The organism is Lactiplantibacillus sp. 3062, assembly GCF_055413545.1.
In genome coordinates this window covers 470,887-489,688 of sequence record NZ_JBVAYE010000001.1, presented here as the reverse complement: position 1 = coordinate 489,688, position 18,802 = coordinate 470,887, and the positions used below count along the sequence as shown (strand labels likewise).

General features: G+C 44.0%; 16 protein-coding genes. 13 read left to right on the top strand and 3 right to left on the bottom strand.

Going from position 1 to position 18,802, the window contains the following annotated elements:
- Positions 1-224: 224 nt before the first annotated feature.
- The 3 genes from yidC to rpmH form a co-directional block, all read right to left on the bottom strand.
- Complete coding sequence (gene yidC / locus ACWQAU_RS02220; protein WP_003641627.1) at positions 225-1,058, bottom strand: membrane protein insertase YidC; 834 nt, start codon at positions 1,056-1,058, stop codon at positions 225-227.
- Between the two features lie 15 nt (positions 1,059-1,073).
- The gene (gene rnpA / locus ACWQAU_RS02215) at positions 1,074-1,418 is read right to left on the bottom strand and encodes a ribonuclease P protein component (protein WP_003640224.1); all 345 of its coding nucleotides are present in this window, start codon (positions 1,416-1,418) and stop codon (positions 1,074-1,076) included.
- Positions 1,419-1,528: 110 nt separating this feature from the next.
- Complete coding sequence (gene rpmH / locus ACWQAU_RS02210) at positions 1,529-1,663, bottom strand: 50S ribosomal protein L34 (protein WP_003640225.1); 135 nt, start codon at positions 1,661-1,663, stop codon at positions 1,529-1,531.
- 506 nt (positions 1,664-2,169) lie between these two features.
- On the opposite strand from rpmH, the gene dnaA reads away from it, so the two are divergent.
- The 13 genes from dnaA (at position 2,170) to ACWQAU_RS02145 (ending at position 18,784) form a co-directional block, all read left to right on the top strand.
- A complete protein-coding gene (dnaA, locus tag ACWQAU_RS02205; protein WP_003641628.1) occupies positions 2,170-3,537 on the top strand; it encodes a chromosomal replication initiator protein DnaA in 1,368 nt (455 codons plus the stop codon).
- Between the two features lie 177 nt (positions 3,538-3,714).
- Positions 3,715-4,854 carry a DNA polymerase III subunit beta gene (gene dnaN / locus ACWQAU_RS02200; RefSeq protein ID WP_003641629.1) on the top strand — a complete coding sequence of 380 codons (1,140 nt, stop codon included), beginning with the start codon at positions 3,715-3,717 and terminating at the stop codon, positions 4,852-4,854.
- Between the two features lie 523 nt (positions 4,855-5,377).
- Entirely contained in the window at positions 5,378-5,611 is a 234-nt protein-coding gene (yaaA, locus tag ACWQAU_RS02195; protein WP_003641630.1) for a S4 domain-containing protein YaaA, read from the top strand.
- Positions 5,612-6,736, top strand: a complete 1,125-nt coding sequence (gene recF, locus ACWQAU_RS02190; protein ID WP_003641631.1) for a DNA replication/repair protein RecF — start codon at positions 5,612-5,614, stop codon at positions 6,734-6,736.
- Complete coding sequence (gene gyrB / locus ACWQAU_RS02185; RefSeq protein ID WP_003641632.1) at positions 6,733-8,679, top strand: DNA topoisomerase (ATP-hydrolyzing) subunit B; 1,947 nt, start codon at positions 6,733-6,735, stop codon at positions 8,677-8,679. Before recF ends, gyrB begins: the two co-directional genes overlap by 4 nt.
- Positions 8,680-8,843: 164 nt before the next feature.
- Positions 8,844-11,405 (top strand): DNA gyrase subunit A, encoded by a 2,562-nt coding sequence (gene gyrA, locus ACWQAU_RS02180; RefSeq protein ID WP_079111760.1) that lies wholly within the window; start codon positions 8,844-8,846, stop codon positions 11,403-11,405.
- Between the two features lie 622 nt (positions 11,406-12,027).
- Positions 12,028-12,327: a 30S ribosomal protein S6 gene (gene rpsF / locus ACWQAU_RS02175; protein WP_003637271.1), complete on the top strand. Its 300-nt coding sequence runs from the start codon at positions 12,028-12,030 to the stop codon at positions 12,325-12,327.
- Between the two features lie 36 nt (positions 12,328-12,363).
- Entirely contained in the window at positions 12,364-12,966 is a 603-nt protein-coding gene (gene ssb, locus ACWQAU_RS02170) for a single-stranded DNA-binding protein (protein ID WP_003641634.1), read from the top strand.
- A gap of 38 nt (positions 12,967-13,004) precedes the next feature.
- The gene (gene rpsR / locus ACWQAU_RS02165; protein ID WP_003641635.1) at positions 13,005-13,241 is read left to right on the top strand and encodes a 30S ribosomal protein S18; all 237 of its coding nucleotides are present in this window, start codon (positions 13,005-13,007) and stop codon (positions 13,239-13,241) included.
- A 180-nt stretch (positions 13,242-13,421) separates the two neighbouring features.
- On the top strand, positions 13,422-15,434 hold the full coding sequence (locus ACWQAU_RS02160) for a DHH family phosphoesterase (RefSeq protein WP_003643610.1): 2,013 nt from the start codon (positions 13,422-13,424) through the stop codon (positions 15,432-15,434).
- A 12-nt stretch (positions 15,435-15,446) separates the two neighbouring features.
- Entirely contained in the window at positions 15,447-15,899 is a 453-nt protein-coding gene (gene rplI, locus ACWQAU_RS02155; protein WP_003641637.1) for a 50S ribosomal protein L9, read from the top strand.
- A 15-nt stretch (positions 15,900-15,914) separates the two neighbouring features.
- Entirely contained in the window at positions 15,915-17,339 is a 1,425-nt protein-coding gene (dnaB, locus tag ACWQAU_RS02150) for a replicative DNA helicase (RefSeq protein ID WP_003641638.1), read from the top strand.
- 221 nt (positions 17,340-17,560) lie between these two features.
- On the top strand, positions 17,561-18,784 hold the full coding sequence (locus tag ACWQAU_RS02145; RefSeq protein WP_003641639.1) for an MDR family MFS transporter: 1,224 nt from the start codon (positions 17,561-17,563) through the stop codon (positions 18,782-18,784).
- The last annotated feature ends 18 nt before the right edge of the window (positions 18,785-18,802 follow it).

The window sequence follows — 18,802 nt, the reverse complement described above, 5'->3', positions numbered from 1 at the left end:
TTAAAAACATGTGATCAAACGGTGCAAGACAAGCATTATTGTCAGCCGCTTGATTACCAGCACCTGATCGTTCATTACAATTTCCTCATCACGGACCGTCCAGGGGCCTTACATAAACGCACATTAGCATCCTGCCATCACAGTCCAAATCATATTGACCGATTGGTAAAAATGATACAGAACCAACAAAAAAGACCCACCACACATGGCAGGTCTACTTGTATTTAACGTTTATGATTACGAATCGCGCGCTTTCTAGCTTTTTCAAGCGTTCGCTTACGATCACGTTCAGCTTGCTTCTTAGCTTCCCGTTCGCGATTAATCTTGAATGGGTTTTGTAATAACAAGGTTTGACCAACTTGGAACGCGTTGGAAATCACCCAGTACAAGGACAACGCTGATGGCACGTTAATGGCCGTAATCAAAATAATCACAGGCATCAAATACGTCATTGACGTTGTCATCCCGTTTTGTTCTGGCTGCGACTTCATCGCTAACCAGGAACTAGCAAACGTAAAGATCGCCGCTAGAATTGGCAAAACGTAGTACGGATCCTTGCTACCTAATTGCAACCATAAGAACGAACCGGTCTTCAAGGCTTGTGTCCGCCAGATTGCTTGGTACAACGCAATCAAAATAGGCAACTGAACTAGTAATGGCAACATGCTGGCCATTGGATGCACACCATGCTTGGCATACAACTTCTTCATTTCCGCTTGGAGCTTTTGCTGAGTTTCCATATCGCGTGACGAATACTTCTTTTGCAAAGCCTTCATCTGCGGTTGGACTTCTTGCATGGCTACCATGTTGCGGGTTTGGAAGATCATCAATGGCAAGATAATGATCCGGATGATCAACGTAAAGACGATGATCCCGAGACCATAACTATGACCAAACAAGTTTGATAACCAAATAATCGCCCGTGAGAAGTTCAAGATGATTAAGCCATCCCAAAACCCGGTGCTCTTATCCGTGATTGGGGTATTACTACACCCACTCAAAACTAGTACAATCGCTAGTACGGCCAGCATTGCCAGTATTTTTCTGTACTTTTTCAAACGAATGTCCTCACTTTAATCATTGTCCAGCAGGTGCGCTAGCTTTAGCGCATGGCTTAGATAAGCTTTGGTTTCGGCTTGCGACTTACCAGCAACGGTTGGTCGGGCAATGACGAGAAAGTCTGCATCTTGCTTAAGCTGCGGCTTTAGCTCGGTGATTGATTGCCGAATCCGGCGTTTGACCCAGTTACGCGCAACGGCGTTCCCGATCTTCTTACCGACCGAAATACCGACGCGGAAATGGGGTTGCCCCGGTTTTTCCAAAACGTAAATGACAAATTGACGATTGGCATACGAGTTGCGGGTCTCAAAAACTTGTTGGAACTCAGTTTCTTTTTTTACCCGATATGATTTTCGCATAATCCATCTCCATGTGTGCGCTCAAGCTCTTGAGCGAATTGCTACACAACTTTACAGCCCTAAACACCTGGTCTAGGACTGTAAAGAAAAAGCCACTGATTATCAGTGGCCTATGCAGACAATACTTTTCTGCCTCGTTGGCGTCGACGGGCTAACACTTTACGGCCATTGCTGGTGCTCATCCGTTTGCGGAAACCATGTACACGTTGACGATGGCGCTTCTTTGGTTGGTAAGTTCTCTTCATCATGACACCTCCTTCTCCATAATGACATGAATCAATTCGATTAAGTCGTTATTTTCAAAACGCAGTTTACATCTAAACGCATTTCCTGACTACTATAGCATATTTTTATTTGTTTGAAAACCAGTAAATTAAATTTCTCCGTAGTAATTTCGAGGTCAAAAAATTATTTAATTGCGAATTTATTTGTGGATTATAGCAAAGTGACTTTCCGTTATTCGCAATTTACCCACAAGTTTTTCGACAAATTAACGGGTTGTTATTTAGTTATCCACAGGGCGTATTTGTTGTGTGCATAACTCCGATAAACGCTTTTATTGCGGCTTTAGTTTTAAACTCGTTTTTGTGGATAAGTGCTGTTTTATAAAATTCATTCCTAGTTTTCGACAAGCTGTGTATATTCAAATCCCAGCCTGTGAATTCTCTTAACTTTAACTTGTCCACTTGTGGAAAACTCTATATGTTCATGCTAAAATAGAATTACGTTTTTTAAGAAAAGGGGTATCCACGTGCTGGAACGTAATGACTTATGGAATCTCATTAAGTTCTCTATGGAACAAGATCTGTCCAAGATCACGTTTCAAACGTTTGTCGAACCGGCAAAACCACTCCAACTCGATAAAGCCCAAATGACGATCGAAGTCCCAACACAACTTCATCGTGACTATTGGGAGAAAAACTTGGCCGCAAAGTTCACGGACATTGCGATGCAAGCGACTAACGAGCAGATTCGGCCGGTCATGATAACGGAAGAAGAACGTCAGCAACTTACGAGAGACAAGGACTCGCAAGTGACTACCGGTAACGTTGCGGGACAACAACCAACAACCGCAACTACCCCCACATTTATGCGGGAAACGAAACTCAACCCGAAATACACTTTTGATACTTTCGTGATCGGTAAAGGCAATCAAATGGCCCATGCCGCTGCGTTAGTTGTGTCGGAAGAACCCGGCACCATGTATAATCCGTTGTTTTTCTACGGGGGCGTTGGTCTGGGAAAAACCCACCTAATGCACGCTATCGGTAACAAATTGTTAGAAACCGATCCGACTAGTAACATTAAATATGTGACTAGCGAATCTTTTACGAATGAATTAATTAATGCCATTCAAACTAAAAAACAGGAGGCGTTCCGCGAAGAATATCGGAACGTTGACCTGTTATTAGTCGACGACATTCAATTTTTTGCCAATAAGGAAGCAACCCAAGAAGAGTTCTTCCATACATTTAATGCTTTATATGAAGATGATAAGCAAATCGTGCTTACATCCGATCGCTTACCGAACGAAATTCCGCAACTCCAAGATCGCCTAGTTTCTAGGTTTAAGTGGGGATTATCCGTTGATATTACCCCACCTGATCTCGAGACGCGGATTGCTATTTTGCGCAATAAAGCCGATCTTGAAGGGATCGAAATCCCTGACGATACGTTAAGTTATATCGCCGGTCAGATCGACTCAAACGTGCGAGAACTCGAAGGTGCCTTAGCACGAGTGCAGGCATACTCACGACTGAATAATTCACCGATTACCACCAGTTTAGTGGCGGATGCATTGAAGAGTTTGCACCTTAGCAGTAAACTATCAGAGGTTTCGATTCCCGTCATTCAGGAAAAAGTCGCCAAGTACTTCCATGTAACAATGGCTGACCTTAAGGGAAAGAAACGCAATAAACAAATCGTGATTCCACGTCAAATTGCCATGTATTTATCACGCGAACTGACTGAAAGTTCACTTCCGCGCATCGGTAACGAGTTTGGTGGTAAGGACCATACGACTGTGATCCATGCGCATGATAAAATCACTAAGGCACTCAAAACTGATGCTGAATTACAAAAAGCCGTGGGTGATTTGACAGGCCAGCTCAAATCTTAGTGTGGATAAAAAAGGATAACTCAAAAAGTTTTCCACAACTTATACACATGTGGAAAACTTGATAACGCCGAGTCTTTACTCGGTTTTCCACAGTACCCACTGCTCTACTATTACTACGAACTTTTATTATTAATATATATCTAGTGCCCGTCGCTAGAATAAAGAGGGGATTAACTTATGAAATTCACGATCAATCGATCTGCCTTCATCAAAGAATTAAATAACGTCCAACGGGCCATTTCTTCAAAAACGACCATTCCAATTTTGACTGGTCTTAAACTTGACGTTAATACTGACGCTATTACCTTAACTGGTAGTGATGCTGATATTTCTATTGAAACCACCATTCCAGCAAGTGATGACAACAATACGTTAGTCGTTGAAGATGCCGGTTCAATCGTTTTACCTGCCCGTTTCTTTAGTGAAATCGTAAAAAAATTACCAGAAGACACCATGACTGTTAACGTGGTCGACGGTTTTCAAACACAAATTACTTCAGGAGCCGCTTCCTTTACAATCAACGGCTTAGACCCTGAAAACTACCCACACTTACCTGAAATTGATACGACTAATACCATCACGTTAGCTGGTGATGTACTTAAAGAGTTGATTGGTCAGACCGTTATTGCCGTTTCCAATCAGGAAAGTCGGCCAATCCTGACCGGGGTTCATTTTATCTTAGCTAACGGTGAGTTCTTAGCGGTCGCAACCGATTCACACCGCCTAAGTCAACGCCGGATCAAGTTGCCAGAAGCCAATAATGCCAATTATGATGTAATCATTCCTGGTAAAAGTTTGACAGAATTATCTCGGATGATCGGCGACAATAATCCTGACGTGCAGATGCGGTTATCAGAAAACCAAGTCCTATTTGTGCTGGGGAATACGTCCTTCTATTCTCGCTTACTCGAAGGAAATTATCCCGACACGTCACGGCTGATTCCTAAAGAATCTAATACGACTGTTGAAATTTCAGCACCCGCACTTTCAGCAGCAATTGAACGGGCATCCCTGTTATCACACGAAAGTCGCAATAATGTGGTTCGCTTCTCCGTTAACCCAACGGACAAAACGATTACGATTTTCGGTAACTCACCAGATGTCGGGGAAGTAACGGAACAACTACAGCCCACTGATTTGTCAGGTGACGAACTTGAAATTTCGTTTAACCCAGACTACATGAAAGAAGCGTTACGTTCGTTTGGGCAAGCTATGATTAAAATCTCATTCACGATGGCATTGCGGCCATTCACTTTAGTGCCAACTGAAGAAGGCGAAAACTTTATTCAGTTGATTACACCAGTTCGAACGTTTTAATTAGCTGAATAAATATACAATTCTAAATAAAAGGCCCGCATTTCACCGTGAAATGCGGGCCTTTTATGACGGCTAAAACTAGCTAAAGATGGGGTAATGAATAGGCAATAGCAATGATGTAACTTTTGAAGTTTTAACTTATGCATATTATATTAGCTGCTGGTGAATTATCACGCTAACTATCGATGTTGCCCTACTAAAATCCCACCATCTGATGAACCCCAGTCCTTGCACTCGTTGCTACAAACGCTCGCTTTCAGATAATGAATGCTGGCTTTAGCCAATTTTTATAGGTAAAAAACAAGATATTTTATTAAAATCCGCAAAATTAGGGAATTTCAGCAAATTTACCCCTAGGCTAGTATCCCGATATTAAAAAGCCCTAAATCGTCTTAAAATGGCTCTGAGTGCGGTTATAAATTGAATTTTCATCAAAAAACAAGTATAATATAACCTGTTAGGAGTGTGTGTAGCACGCCAGACAGTCGTTTAATAGCTTGTAATCAGATAGGCAGGTGACATTGTGAAACAGCCAATAGATATTAAAACCCCATATATGACGTTGGGGCAACTCTTAAAAGAAACGGCCATCATTGGATCGGGTGGTCAGGCGAAGTGGTTCTTAAAAGAAACAACCGTGTTAGTTAATGGTGAACCAGATGATCGGCGGGGTCGGAAACTTTATCCAGGCGATACGATTGAAGTTGAAGACAACGGGTCATTTTTTATTCGCTCAAATCAAGAAACGACTGATTAGATGTACTTAGAAAACTTAGTCTTGCATGATTTTCGGAACTACGCGGATTTGACCATTAATTTTAGTCAGGGCGTTAATGTTCTATTAGGTGAAAATGCGCAGGGAAAGACGAACCTGTTGGAAGCCATTTATGTGTTGGCGTTAACGCGTAGTCACCGCACCGCTAACGATAAGGAATTAATTCGGTGGCAAACCACCACGGCAACGTTGCAAGGCCGGTTACATAAAAGTACCGGTGCTGTCCCCTTGGAACTTGAATTGGGGCGGCGGGGCAAGCGAGCGAAAGTCAATCATCTTGAGCAAGCCAAATTATCCCAGTACGTCGGAAATTTGAACGTGATAGTGTTTGCACCTGAAGATTTATCCATCGTTAAAGGGGCACCCGCGGTTCGCCGTCGGTTTATGGATATGGAATTTGGTCAGATGAGCCCTAAATACCTCTATAACCTAAGTCAGTATCGCACGATTTTAAAACAACGTAATCAATACTTACGGCAATTAAATCGGCAGCAGGCCAAGGATAAGGTTTATTTGGGTGTCTTGTCGGATCAATTGGCTGCATTTGGTGCGGAAATCATCCATAAACGACTACAACTGTTGCAGCAACTTGAGAAATGGGCGCAAGCTGTTCACAGCGAGATTACGCAAGAACAGGAACAATTAACGTTTCACTATGTCACTCAAGTGCCAACTGCCGACCAGACGTCGGTCGATCACATTTATCAAACGCTACAGGCCTTATATCAGCAACAACAAGCCAAAGAAATTTTTCAAGGGACGACTTTATTAGGTCCTCATCGCGATGATTTACAATTTGGTGTTAACGGCAAAAATGTGCAGACTTTTGGCTCCCAAGGCCAACAGCGTACAACTGCTTTGTCCGTTAAGCTTGCTGAAATTGATCTGATGAAAGCTGAGACGGGCGAGTACCCGGTCTTATTATTAGACGATGTCTTATCAGAATTAGACGCTGCACGGCAGACTCATCTGCTGACAGCGATCCAAGATAAAGTGCAGACCTTTTTAACCACGCCAAGTCTTGACGGGGTGGCCCGCAAATTAATTAATGCGCCAAAAGTATTTGAAGTTAGCCATGGCACTTTACATGAGGAGGAACCGCATTGACCGAAAACGAAAAAGAAACCAAACTTGAACAGGCTCGCGAATATGATGCTAGTCAAATTCAAGTTTTGGAAGGTTTAGAAGCTGTCCGGAAACGTCCCGGAATGTATATCGGTACGACGAGTAGCCAAGGACTCCACCACTTAGTTTGGGAAATTGTTGATAACGGAATTGATGAAGCCCTAGCAGGGTTTGCAAACGTGATCCACGTGACCGTTGAAAAGGATAATAGTATTACGGTTACTGATAACGGTCGTGGGATTCCTGTTGATATTCAAGAAAAAACGGGTAAACCAGCGCTTGAAACGGTTTATACGATTTTACATGCCGGTGGTAAATTCGGTGGTGGCGGTTATAAAGTCTCTGGTGGTCTTCACGGGGTCGGGGCTTCCGTTGTTAACGCCTTATCATCGACCCTGGACGTCAAAGTAACTCGGAATGGTCATGTTTATTACATGGACTTTGAACGTGGAAAGGTTAAAACACCGATGAAGATCATTGGTGATGCGCCTGATGATGCTCATGGTACGGCGGTTCATTTTGTTCCGGATCCTGATATTTTCCGGGAAACGACCACCTATGACATTAATATTTTGACGACTCGGATTCGCGAACTCGCTTTCTTAAATAAGGGATTACGGATCACGATTCGGGATAATCGCCCTGATGAACCCACTGAAGATGACTTTCTCTACGAAGGTGGGATTCGTCACTATGTTGAATATCTAGATAAGAATAAGACCGTTCTATTTCCAGAACCGATTTATGTGGAAGGGGAACAGAATGGGATTACGGTAGAAGTTGCGTTGCAATATACTGACGACTACCACAGTAATTTGATGACCTTCACCAACAATATTCATACGTACGAAGGTGGGACGCATGAAGAAGGTTTCAAACGTGCTTTGACGCGGGTCATCAACGACTATGCTCGTAAGAATAACTTGTTGAAGGAAAGCGATGCGAACCTATCTGGCGAAGATGTTCGTGAAGGGATGACGGCTGTTGTCAGCGTCAAGCATCCGGATCCTCAATTTGAAGGTCAAACGAAGACGAAACTTGGTAATTCCGATGCTCGGGCAGCAGTTGACCGGTTATTCTCAGAACACTTTAGCAAGTACTTGATGGAAAACCCAAGTGTTGCCCGTAAAGTGGTCGACAAAGGGTTACTTGCATCCAAGGCCCGGGTCGCTGCTAAGCGTGCGCGGGAAGTTACGCGAAAAAAGAGTGGCTTGGAAATTAGTAATTTACCAGGTAAGTTGGCGGACAATAGTAGTAAAGACCCTGAAATTAGTGAGTTGTTCATTGTCGAAGGGGATTCTGCCGGTGGGTCGGCTAAGCAGGGACGTTCCCGGTTGACGCAAGCGATTTTACCGATTCGGGGTAAAATTTTGAACGTTGAAAAGGCCAGCATTGATAAGATTTTAGCCAATGAAGAAATCCGGTCATTGTTTACGGCAATGGGAACTGGCTTCGGTGGTGACTTCGACTTGAGCAAAGCCAATTATCACAAATTAATTATCATGACTGATGCCGATGTCGATGGGGCACATATTCGGACCTTGTTATTGACGTTGTTTTACCGGTACATGCGGCCATTAGTTGACGCTGGCTTTGTGTACATCGCTCAACCACCGTTGTACCAAGTCCGGCAAGGTAAATTTGTGAAGTATATTGATTCAGATGAAGAATTGAGTGAGGTCATGGGGCAATTGGCACCATCACCGAAACCAGTTGTTCAACGGTACAAGGGGCTTGGTGAAATGGACGCGGAACAATTATGGGAAACGACCATGGATCCAGACAAGCGGCGCCTATTACGGGTTCGTGATGAAGACGCTGCGGATGCCGATGGGGTCTTCTCGATGTTGATGGGGGACCAAGTCAAACCACGGCGAGAATTTATTGAAGATAATGCCAAGTTCGTCCAGGATCTGGATGTTTAGTGTGTCAGTTTAGTCATTTTGACCTAAGAACTGAGGCGCAAGCTGTTAATCAGACTTAGGGTCGTAATGGCACGACGGTTGTCTTAATGGCGACTTTTACTTGAGACATGTAAAGCTTAATCAAGCTTTAATAGCGGCAAAACGGATGAAGGAGGACGAATATTTTGGCTGATTCAGATTTATCGAACAATCGTATTTCGGATGTGAACCTTTCGAAGACCATGCGAACGTCATTCTTAAGCTATGCCATGAGTGTTATCGTGGCACGGGCACTGCCGGACGTACGTGATGGGTTAAAGCCAGTGCACCGGCGGATTCTTTACGGTATGAGTGAATTAGGTGTGACGCCGGATAAGCCGTATAAGAAGTCGGCCCGGATTGTTGGGGATGTTATGGGGAAGTATCATCCCCATGGTGACTCCGCAATTTATGAGTCAATGGTGCGGATGGCCCAAGACTTTAGCTATCGCTACATGTTAGTGGATGGTCACGGGAACTTCGGTTCTGTCGATGGTGACGGGGCTGCCGCGATGCGGTATACCGAAGCCCGGATGAGTAAGATTGCGGTTGAAATGCTCCGCGATATTAACAAGGATACCGTTGATTGGCAACCAAACTATGATGATACAGAACGGGAACCAGCAGTCTTACCAGCACGTTTCCCGAACTTACTCGTTAACGGTGCCACTGGGATTGCTGTTGGGATGACAACAAACATTCCGCCACATAACTTAGCGGAAGTCATTTCAGCAATCCACCTGTTGATGGATAATCCTGATGCAACAGTTGCTGACTTGATGGAAGTCTTACCTGGACCAGATTTTCCAACTGGCGGGATCGTAATGGGAAAGTCCGGTATTCGTAAGGCTTACCAGACTGGTCGTGGGAACATTATTGTTCGTGCGAAGGTCGATATTCAAGACCAAAAGAATGGTAAGCAACGAATTATCGTGACCGAATTACCATATATGGTCAATAAAGCTAAATTGATCGAACGGATTGCTGGTTTAGCTCGAGACAAGGAAATTGAAGGTATCACTGATATCAATGATGAAAGTGACCGTGAAGGGATGCGGATCGTCATTGATGTTCGGCGGGACGCCAGCGCCTCGGTTATCTTGAATAACCTTTACAAGATGACATTGATGCAGACTAACTTTGGCTTTAACATGTTAGCCATCGTTAAGGGTGCTCCAAAAGTCTTAAGCTTAAAGCAAATCTTAATCTATTACCTGGAACACCAAGAAGACGTGATTCGGCGTCGGACTGAGTTTGACTTGAAGAAAGCCCAAGCACGGGCCCATATTCTTGAAGGCTTACGGATTGCCCTTGATCACATTGATGAAATCATTGCGATTATTCGTCAATCACAAACGAGTGAAATTGCGAAGAACCAATTGATGGATAATTACGGCTTGTCTGATAAGCAGGCACAAGCCATTCTTGATATGCGGTTAGTCCGGTTAACTGGTTTGGAACGTGAAAAGATCGAGAGTGAATACCAGGACTTATTGAAAGCCATTGCTGACTACAAAGAAATCTTAGCTAGCAAGGATCGTATCAACCAAATTATTTACGAAGAATTAATGGAAATTCAACGTAAGTTTGGTGATAAGCGTCGGACCGAATTGATGGTCGGTGAAGTCCTCAGTATTGAAGATGAAGACTTGATCGAAGAAGAAGAAGTGGCTGTTACCTTAACTCACAATGGCTACATCAAACGGTTACCAACGACTGAATTTAAGTCGCAACACCGTGGTGGTCGTGGGATTCAAGGGATGGACGTCCATGATGATGACTTTATTGAACATCTACTGACGACGTCGACCCATGATGTCCTACTCTTTTTCACTAATGCGGGTAAAGTTTACCGGATGAAGGCTTACGAGATTCCTGAATACGGTCGTACGGCCAAAGGAATCCCGGTCATCAATTTACTGGGAGTCAATTCTGGTGAAAAAATTCAGGCGGTCGTTAATGTCACGGGCGACGCGAGCGCTTCTGATAACTACCTGTTCTTTACAACCGTTAAAGGGGTTGTCAAACGGACACCAGTTCAAGAATTTGCCAATATCCGAAGCAATGGTTTGAAGGCCATTACGCTTAAGGATGATGATGAATTAATCGGGGTTACAATCACGGATGGTCACCAAAATATAATCATCGGGACGCACGACGGTTATGCTGTCAGTTTCGACGAAACCACGGTGCGGTCCATGGGCCGGACGGCTTCTGGGGTTCGCGGGATTCGCTTACGCGATGATGACTTTGTGATTGGCTTTGACGTTTTGAAGCCCGACAGCAACGTCTTCATCATCACGGAAAAGGGTTATGGGAAACAAACGCCAGCTGCCGATTACCCAATTAAGGGGCGTGGTGGCAAAGGAATCAAGACCGCTAACGTGACTGAGAAGAATGGTCATTTAGCTGGTTTGACGACGGTTGATGGTCAAGAAGATATCATGGTAATGACGAACCAAGGGGTCATGATTCGCTTCAATGTCGCAACCGTTTCTCAGACTGGTCGGGCAACCTTAGGTGTTCGTCTCATGCGGTTAGGCGATGATGGTCAAGTCGCAACGATGGCCAAGGTTGATCCAGAGCCAGAAGTTGATGAGACTGTCGCAACGGATGCAACGACTGAGGCACCAGTTGACGATCAAACCGTCAACGCCGATGCCACTACGACAGAACCAACAACTGATTCAAACGATTCAAACGAATAAATTGATAAAACAAGCGTGGTCGACAATCTTGTCGACCACGCTTGTTTTTTTATGCGAGTCAAGAATTATTTTGGCAACGGGTCGTGTGTGATTTACCGGTCATCGGTCCTATTCTGGCCTCCAAAGTCTTGTTTTGAACCGGTAGAAAGAATCTTCCTGCGAAGAATAATTTGACTGCTGGAGGCTCATCACTTAGTCCTGTCATCTTCCGGTGATTGGCAGAAATGCCGATAAATTGGGAGAGGACAACATGAAGTAAGCAATTTTAGATTTACGCGGTCAAAACTGGCTTGTGCGATTGAGAGGATTACAGCAGTGCGTGTTATTCTGACGTCGACTTGGTTTAAATTAATGCTGTGTGGGTGTGGGAAAATGTAAGCGAAGGGGAGAATTTCAGAAAAAAGAAATATTTCCCGGGAAATAAAATGAAATATCGCTCAATTGACGTAATTGATTGGTGTAACGGATTCAGGATCTTTTTGTAACAGTCGGCCGCTTCAACCCTTGCAACAAACTGATTTAGATGCTATACTTTAAATTCGTGAGTATCTAGCATTAGCTAGATTACTTTCCTTGCTCTTCAAAAAGAAGGGCCTGAAGTCCATAAGGAGGTGCAAATTTCATGAGTGAATCAAAGAAATATGAAATTACTTACATCGTACGTCCCGACATCGACGATGCTGCCAAGACAGCTTTAGTTGATCGTTTCGACAAAATCTTAACTGATAACGGTGCGCAAGTAATTGATTCAAAAGACTGGTCAAAGCGTCGTTTCGCATACGAAATCGGTGGCTTTAACGAAGGTACTTACCATATCGTTAACTTAACAGCAACTGACGATGCTGCTTTAAACGAATTCGACCGTCTTTCAAAGATCAATGATGACATTTTACGTCACATGATCGTTAAACGCGAAGACTAATAGACAAAATTAATTTTAAGAGAGGAGCGCTTCTGCATGATTAACCGTACAATTCTTGTTGGCCGACTGACAAGAGATCCGGAATTACGTTACACGAATGGTGGTGCCGCCGTCGCGACGTTCACTATTGCCGTAAACCGTCAATTCACGAATCAAAATGGGGAACGTGAAGCAGATTTCATTAGTTGCGTCATTTGGCGTAAAGCTGCTGAAAATTTTGCGAACTTTACTCATAAAGGTTCACTTGTTGGTATCGATGGCCGGATTCAAACCCGGAACTACGAAAACCAACAAGGGGTACGTGTTTACGTTACAGAAGTTGTCGTTGAAAACTTCTCATTATTAGAATCACGGGCAGAGTCTGAACGTCATCAGTCTGCCAATGGTGGTAGTGGTAATAACAATTACAACAATGGTAATTCGAATTACAACAACAATAATAATGGGTATAGTAATCAAGGCCAAAATGCGGCTCCTCAACAATCATCAGCGAATAACAATAACCCATTTGGTAATGGTAATACTGGTAATGCTAGCAGTGCGGCACCATCAAGCAGTGCTAACAACAATAATCAGGCTGACCCATTCGCTAATAATGGCGATCAAATTGATATCTCGGATGATGATTTACCATTCTAGTCTAATTGCTTAGACAGATAACGAGGAGGGAAATATCAATGGCACAACAAAGAAGAGGTGGCCGTCGTCGTCGTAAAGTCGACTTCATCGCCGCAAACCATATCGAATACATCGATTATAAAGATACTGACTTATTACGTCGCTTTATTTCAGAACGTGGGAAGATTTTGCCACGTCGTGTAACGGGGACTAGTGCTAAGAACCAACGTTCTTTAACTATCGCCATCAAGCGTGCACGGATCATGGGCTTATTAGCCTTTGTATCTGAAGACTAATTTTTAGTCATTCAAAAACCACAGACTTCGGCTCTGTGGTTTTTATTTACCCTTGACTTGACTAGATAGGGTGGTGGCCGTTCAATGAAGCGTTTACGGTGATTGACACGAAACGCTGAAGCGGACGGTGGTTTGTGATAAAATATAGTCATTACTGAGAAGGCTTGAGGGATTTTTAATATGAAAAAGATCTTTTCGCGTGAAAAAATTCCATTTTTCCTACAAAATCAGCAGTTACGACTCTTAGCGTTGGTTATTTTTAGCTTGTCGTTAATTATGCTCGTCACTGGTTATTTAATGAACTGGATTTTTGGGACCGTTGTCCTCATCTTGATTGTGATGGCTGTGGTGATATCTTATAATACGTTGATTGAGCTCAGTTCGAGTGCAAATGAATATATCTCAGACTTGTCGTATCGTATTAAGCGCGGCGAACAAGAGGCACTGATTCAGATGCCTATCGGAGTAATGATTTTTAATTCCGACCAGACCATCGAATGGATCAATCCTTATCTTCAGCGCTATTTCGGTGATAAGGACGTCTTAGGATACCGCTTGGAAGATATTGAGCCAACACTGGCAGCGACGCTGAACGCTCATCTGGACGAGCCCGCGACGATTCGTTGGCAAGACTACCAGTTTGATGTACGTGTCCAGCAGAGCACTAATACGGTCTATATGATGGATGTGACCAAGTATGCTGAGCTGACGGATCAATTCGAAGATGAAAAACTCGTGATTGGACAAATCTTTTTGGATAATTACGATGAAATCACCCAGTCGATGACTGATACGGATATTTCCAACCTGAACAATTACGTGACCAATGAATTGTCTAAGTGGACCCAGATGTTTGGGATGTACCTGAAGCGCTTGGATGATGATCACTTCTTCTTGTTGGGCTATGCTAGTAGTTTACGACGTGTTGAAGAGAATAAATTTCGCATTTTAGATCGAATTCGGGAGTCGACTTCTAAGCAAAATTTCCCACTAACATTGAGTATTGGGATTGCTTATGGTGAACGGAACATGAACAATTTGGCCGATTTAGCGCAGAGTAACATGGACCTTGCCTTAGGGCGGGGTGGTGACCAAGTTGTGGTGAAGTCTGAGGACGAACCTGCTCGTTTCTACGGTGGTAAAACCAACCCGATGGAAAAACGGACGCGGGTACGGGCCCGGATGATCAGTCAGACGTTACAAGAGTTAATGAATCAATCTGACCAGATCTTTGTTCAGGGGCACCGCCAACCAGATATGGATGCCGTTGGGGCCTGTCTCGGGATTCGCCGAATTGCTGAAATGAATGGTAAACAGTGTTGGATCGTCTTGGATGAGCAAAATGTGCATTCAGACATTCAGCGCTTACTGGACCAGTTGAAGTCTGATGAGAACATCGAGTCAGCGATTATCTCGCCGGAAGAAGCACTTGAGAAGGCCACTGACCAAAGTTTATTGATTATGGCTGACCATTCTAAGCCAAGTATTTCAATGTCACAGGCCCTTTATGAGCGGCTCGAAAATCGCGTTATGATTATTGATCACCATCGACGGGGCGAAGAATTTCCAGAAAACCCAGTTTTGGTTTATATTGAACCGTATGCTTCGTCGACTTGTGAGCTGATTACCGAGATGTTTGAATATCAATCGCACGATGCCGAACCAATCAATAAGATTGAGGCAACCGCAATGTTGACAGGAATCGTTATCGATACGAAGTCGTTTTCATTACGATCAGGATCGCGGACGTTTGATGCTGCTAGTTATCTACGATCAGCCGGTGCGGACTCGTTACTCGTTCAACAATTTATGAAGGAGAACGTTGATAGTTATCTACAACGCAATCATCTGATTGAAACCGTTGAATTTGTTAACCAGGATATGGCATTATGTGTTGGTGAAGATGATCAGGTCTATGACCCAGTAACGGCGGCTCAAGCTGCTGATTCACTATTATCTATGTCTGGTGTCGACGCATCATTCGTGATTACACGTCGTGAAGATGGACGGGTCGGAATTTCGGCACGATCACTTGGCGAGATCAACGTACAAGTTTATATGGAAAAATTGGGTGGTGGCGGTCATTTATCGAATGCTGCAACCCAGATTGAAGGGCAGTCAGTTGAAGCCGTCAAACAATCGTTGATTGATTTGTTAACGGCAACTGATGAGCCGACCACAGAATCTAATTAGGAGTGAGTCTAAATGCAAGTTATTTTTTTGAATGATGTCCGTGGTAAGGGCAAGCGGGGCCAAATCAAGAATGTCCCGGATGGTTACGCGCAGAACTTTTTAATTAAAAAGGGATTGGCCAAGGAAGCCACTAAAGCGGCAATCAATACGTTGAAGGCTGAACAGAAGTCTGAAGCAGCACGTGCCGCTGAGGAATTAGCCGAAGCTAAGCAAGTCAAGACAGTTTTGGAAGCTGATGAAACGGTTGTTGAATTGAAGGCCAAAGCTGGTACTGATGGTCGGTTGTTTGGGTCAATTCCTAGCAAACAAATTGCAACGGCGTTAGCTGACCAATACCAAGTTAAGCTTGATAAACGCAAGATCGAATTACCAGAACCAATTCGGGTATTAGGTTACACAAACGTGCCCGTTAAGTTACATCCAGAAGTAACGGCGAAAATTCGCGTGCACGTTGTCGAAAAGTAAAAGGACGGATCACAAATGAACAACGATGTGCTGGATCAAACCCCACCACAAAATATTGAAGCTGAAAAGGCAGTCTTGGGGGCTATTTTCTTAAACAGTGACGCCCTCGTGGAAGCGATGGAGTTTGTCGAAGCGCAAGATTTCTATCGGCGCGCACATCAGATCATTTTTGCCAGCATGGTGACTTTAAATGACCGTGACGAGGCTATTGATGCGGTGACCGTTAGTGATTTATTAACGGCCCAAAATCAATTGGATGATGTTGGTGGGATGAGCTACATTGCTGAATTAGCTGGGTCCGTACCGACTGCGGCTAACGCTGGCTACTATGCTAAGATTGTGGCGCAAAAGGCGACGGTGCGGCGGTTGATCAAGACGGCCACGGAGATTACGCAAAAGGCCTATACGGAAAATGATGACGTGACCACGTTATTAGATGACGCGGAACGCGACATTATGAACGTGTCTGAACAGCGTAATCAGAGTGGGTTTAAGTCGATTTCAGATGTGTTGAACGCGTCGATTGAAGAAATTGACCGCTTGTATCAAAATGATGATGACATTACCGGTTTACCGACTGGTTTTGCGGAGCTGGATAAAATGACCGCCGGCTTACAACCGGATAATCTGATTATTTTGGCTGCCCGGCCAGCCGTTGGTAAGACAGCCTTTGTCCTGAATATTGCCCAAAATGTGGCGACTAAAACGGATACGACAGTGGCCATTTTCAGTTTGGAAATGGGTGCCGAATCCTTAGTCAACCGGATGCTGTGTGCAGAAGGTAGTATTGACGCTGGGCATTTACGGACGGGGCAACTGAACGAAGAAGAGTGGGAACACTTGGTGGTTGCCATGGGGAGTTTGTCTAAAGCTAGTATTTTTATTGACGATACCCCCGGAATCAAGATGTCAGAAATCCGGGCCAAAAGTCGCCGCTTAGCGAAAGAGCAAGGTAACCTCGGCTTGATTGTGGTCGATTATTTGCAACTGATCGAAGGTAGTAACACAGAAAGTCGGCAACAGGAAGTTTCCGAAATTTCGCGGCAAATGAAGAAACTGGCTAAGGAACTAGGTGTTCCAGTCATTGCCTTATCACAGCTATCTCGTGGTGTTGAACAGCGTCAAGATAAGCGGCCAGTGCTTTCCGATATTCGTGAATCGGGTTCAATTGAACAAGATGCTGACATCGTTGCCTTCCTATACCGGGAAGATTATTATGATCGCGAAGGCGGCGACGATGATGATGGCGGTAATTTTGGTGGCGGTGGTGACTTTAATGGCGGCGATCCGCGGGACGAAGATGCTTCTGAGGATGTTGGTGAAGTTGAAGTGATTATCGAAAAGAACCGTGCTGGGGCGCGGGGAACGGTCAAACTATTATTTGTGAAACCATTTAATAAGTTCTCCTCAGTCTCTTATGCGCAGGATCCCCAAGCTTAATTGCAGTCGATCAATAAATTTGTTATCAAATTCCTCTTAAACTAATTAAGAGGAATTTTTTGTTTATCACGTGCCGAGGCTACTTGTTTTCCGCCAATTGGTTGGGCTGATGCACCAATTTGGCCGTGATAATAATGAGTTAGTGAGATAAATGTCCCTGTTATTTTAAATAAACTTTGCTATGATGAAAAGTAGACAGATTTAATAATGGTGGTGATGGCGTGGCACAAAAGCAACTCATTAAAACGCCGTGGCTAATTGCCGGGCAGTTTATGAATAACATTGGTATGAGTTTCATTTGGCCGTTAACGACGATCTACATGCACAATGTGTTAGGTAAGTCGTTGACGGAGACTGGAATTGTCCTGATGCTCAATTCAGTTGCCAACGTTTTGGCAAGTACGATTGGTGGGCGTATATTTGATCGAGGTAATCCTTATCACCTGTTACTGATGGGAATCACGTTGAATGGCCTCGCGAACTTTGCTCTGATCTTTTTTCATGGATGGCCGTGGTATCCGATGTTGTTAGTCGTGACCGGGTTTGCTAGTGGCTGGCTAAATACGATGTTTAATGCTTTGGCTGCCAGTGTCCCCCGCGATAAAGTGCGGCGAACGTTTACGTTGATGTATCTCGCTGCCAATCTCGGAGTTGTTTTCGGCACGATGCTGGTTGGTATCGTGTATAGCATGGGGATGGCCTTGCTATTCTCGATGACCACGAGCCTCTTCGTGATTTTCTTGATTATTGCATTATTTGAATACAATGTGGATTCGTCGAACGTGACCGGGGTTGATCCGCGCCAAGGACAAGATGTGCACTTGCCACGGGCCAATTTTCACATTGTCTGGACCTTCTTTATTAGTTTATTTATTATCTGGTTGCTATACGAACAGTGGGTCAGCAATTTATCCGTCTACATGACGAATTTGGGGATGCCGCTGCGGAATTACAGTTTTCTATGGACAATCAACGCGGGCTTACTGGTCCTTATTCAGAGTATTTTAAGTTTGCTGGGGAATCGGATTAAAAATTTATATAATCAATTTTTCTTCGGCATGCTATTCGTGGGCTTATCATTTCTATCACTTGTGATTGCGCATGATTACCCACACTTTATCTTTGCCATGATTTTATTGACGATTGGTGAAGCAACTTGGTCACCAGCCATGCCAACACTAGTGAGTCAGTTATCACCAGTTAGTGCTAAGGGGCGTTACCAAGGACTAGTACAAGCCTTTTGTGCGTTAGGGCGCTCGCTAGGGCCGTTATTTGGTGGTGTGATTATCGATAATTGGTCTTATAAGGTGCTGTTTTTGTTGGCATTTGTGGTTTTATTGATCGTGTTGGCAGTTAATATCGGTGTCGTTCACTTTAATTTACGCAAGGCCGTTAATTATATGAAGACGGACGTTCAGACCGATGTTTCACGTGAAACAAAATAATTAGAGAAGTTGGTGGCA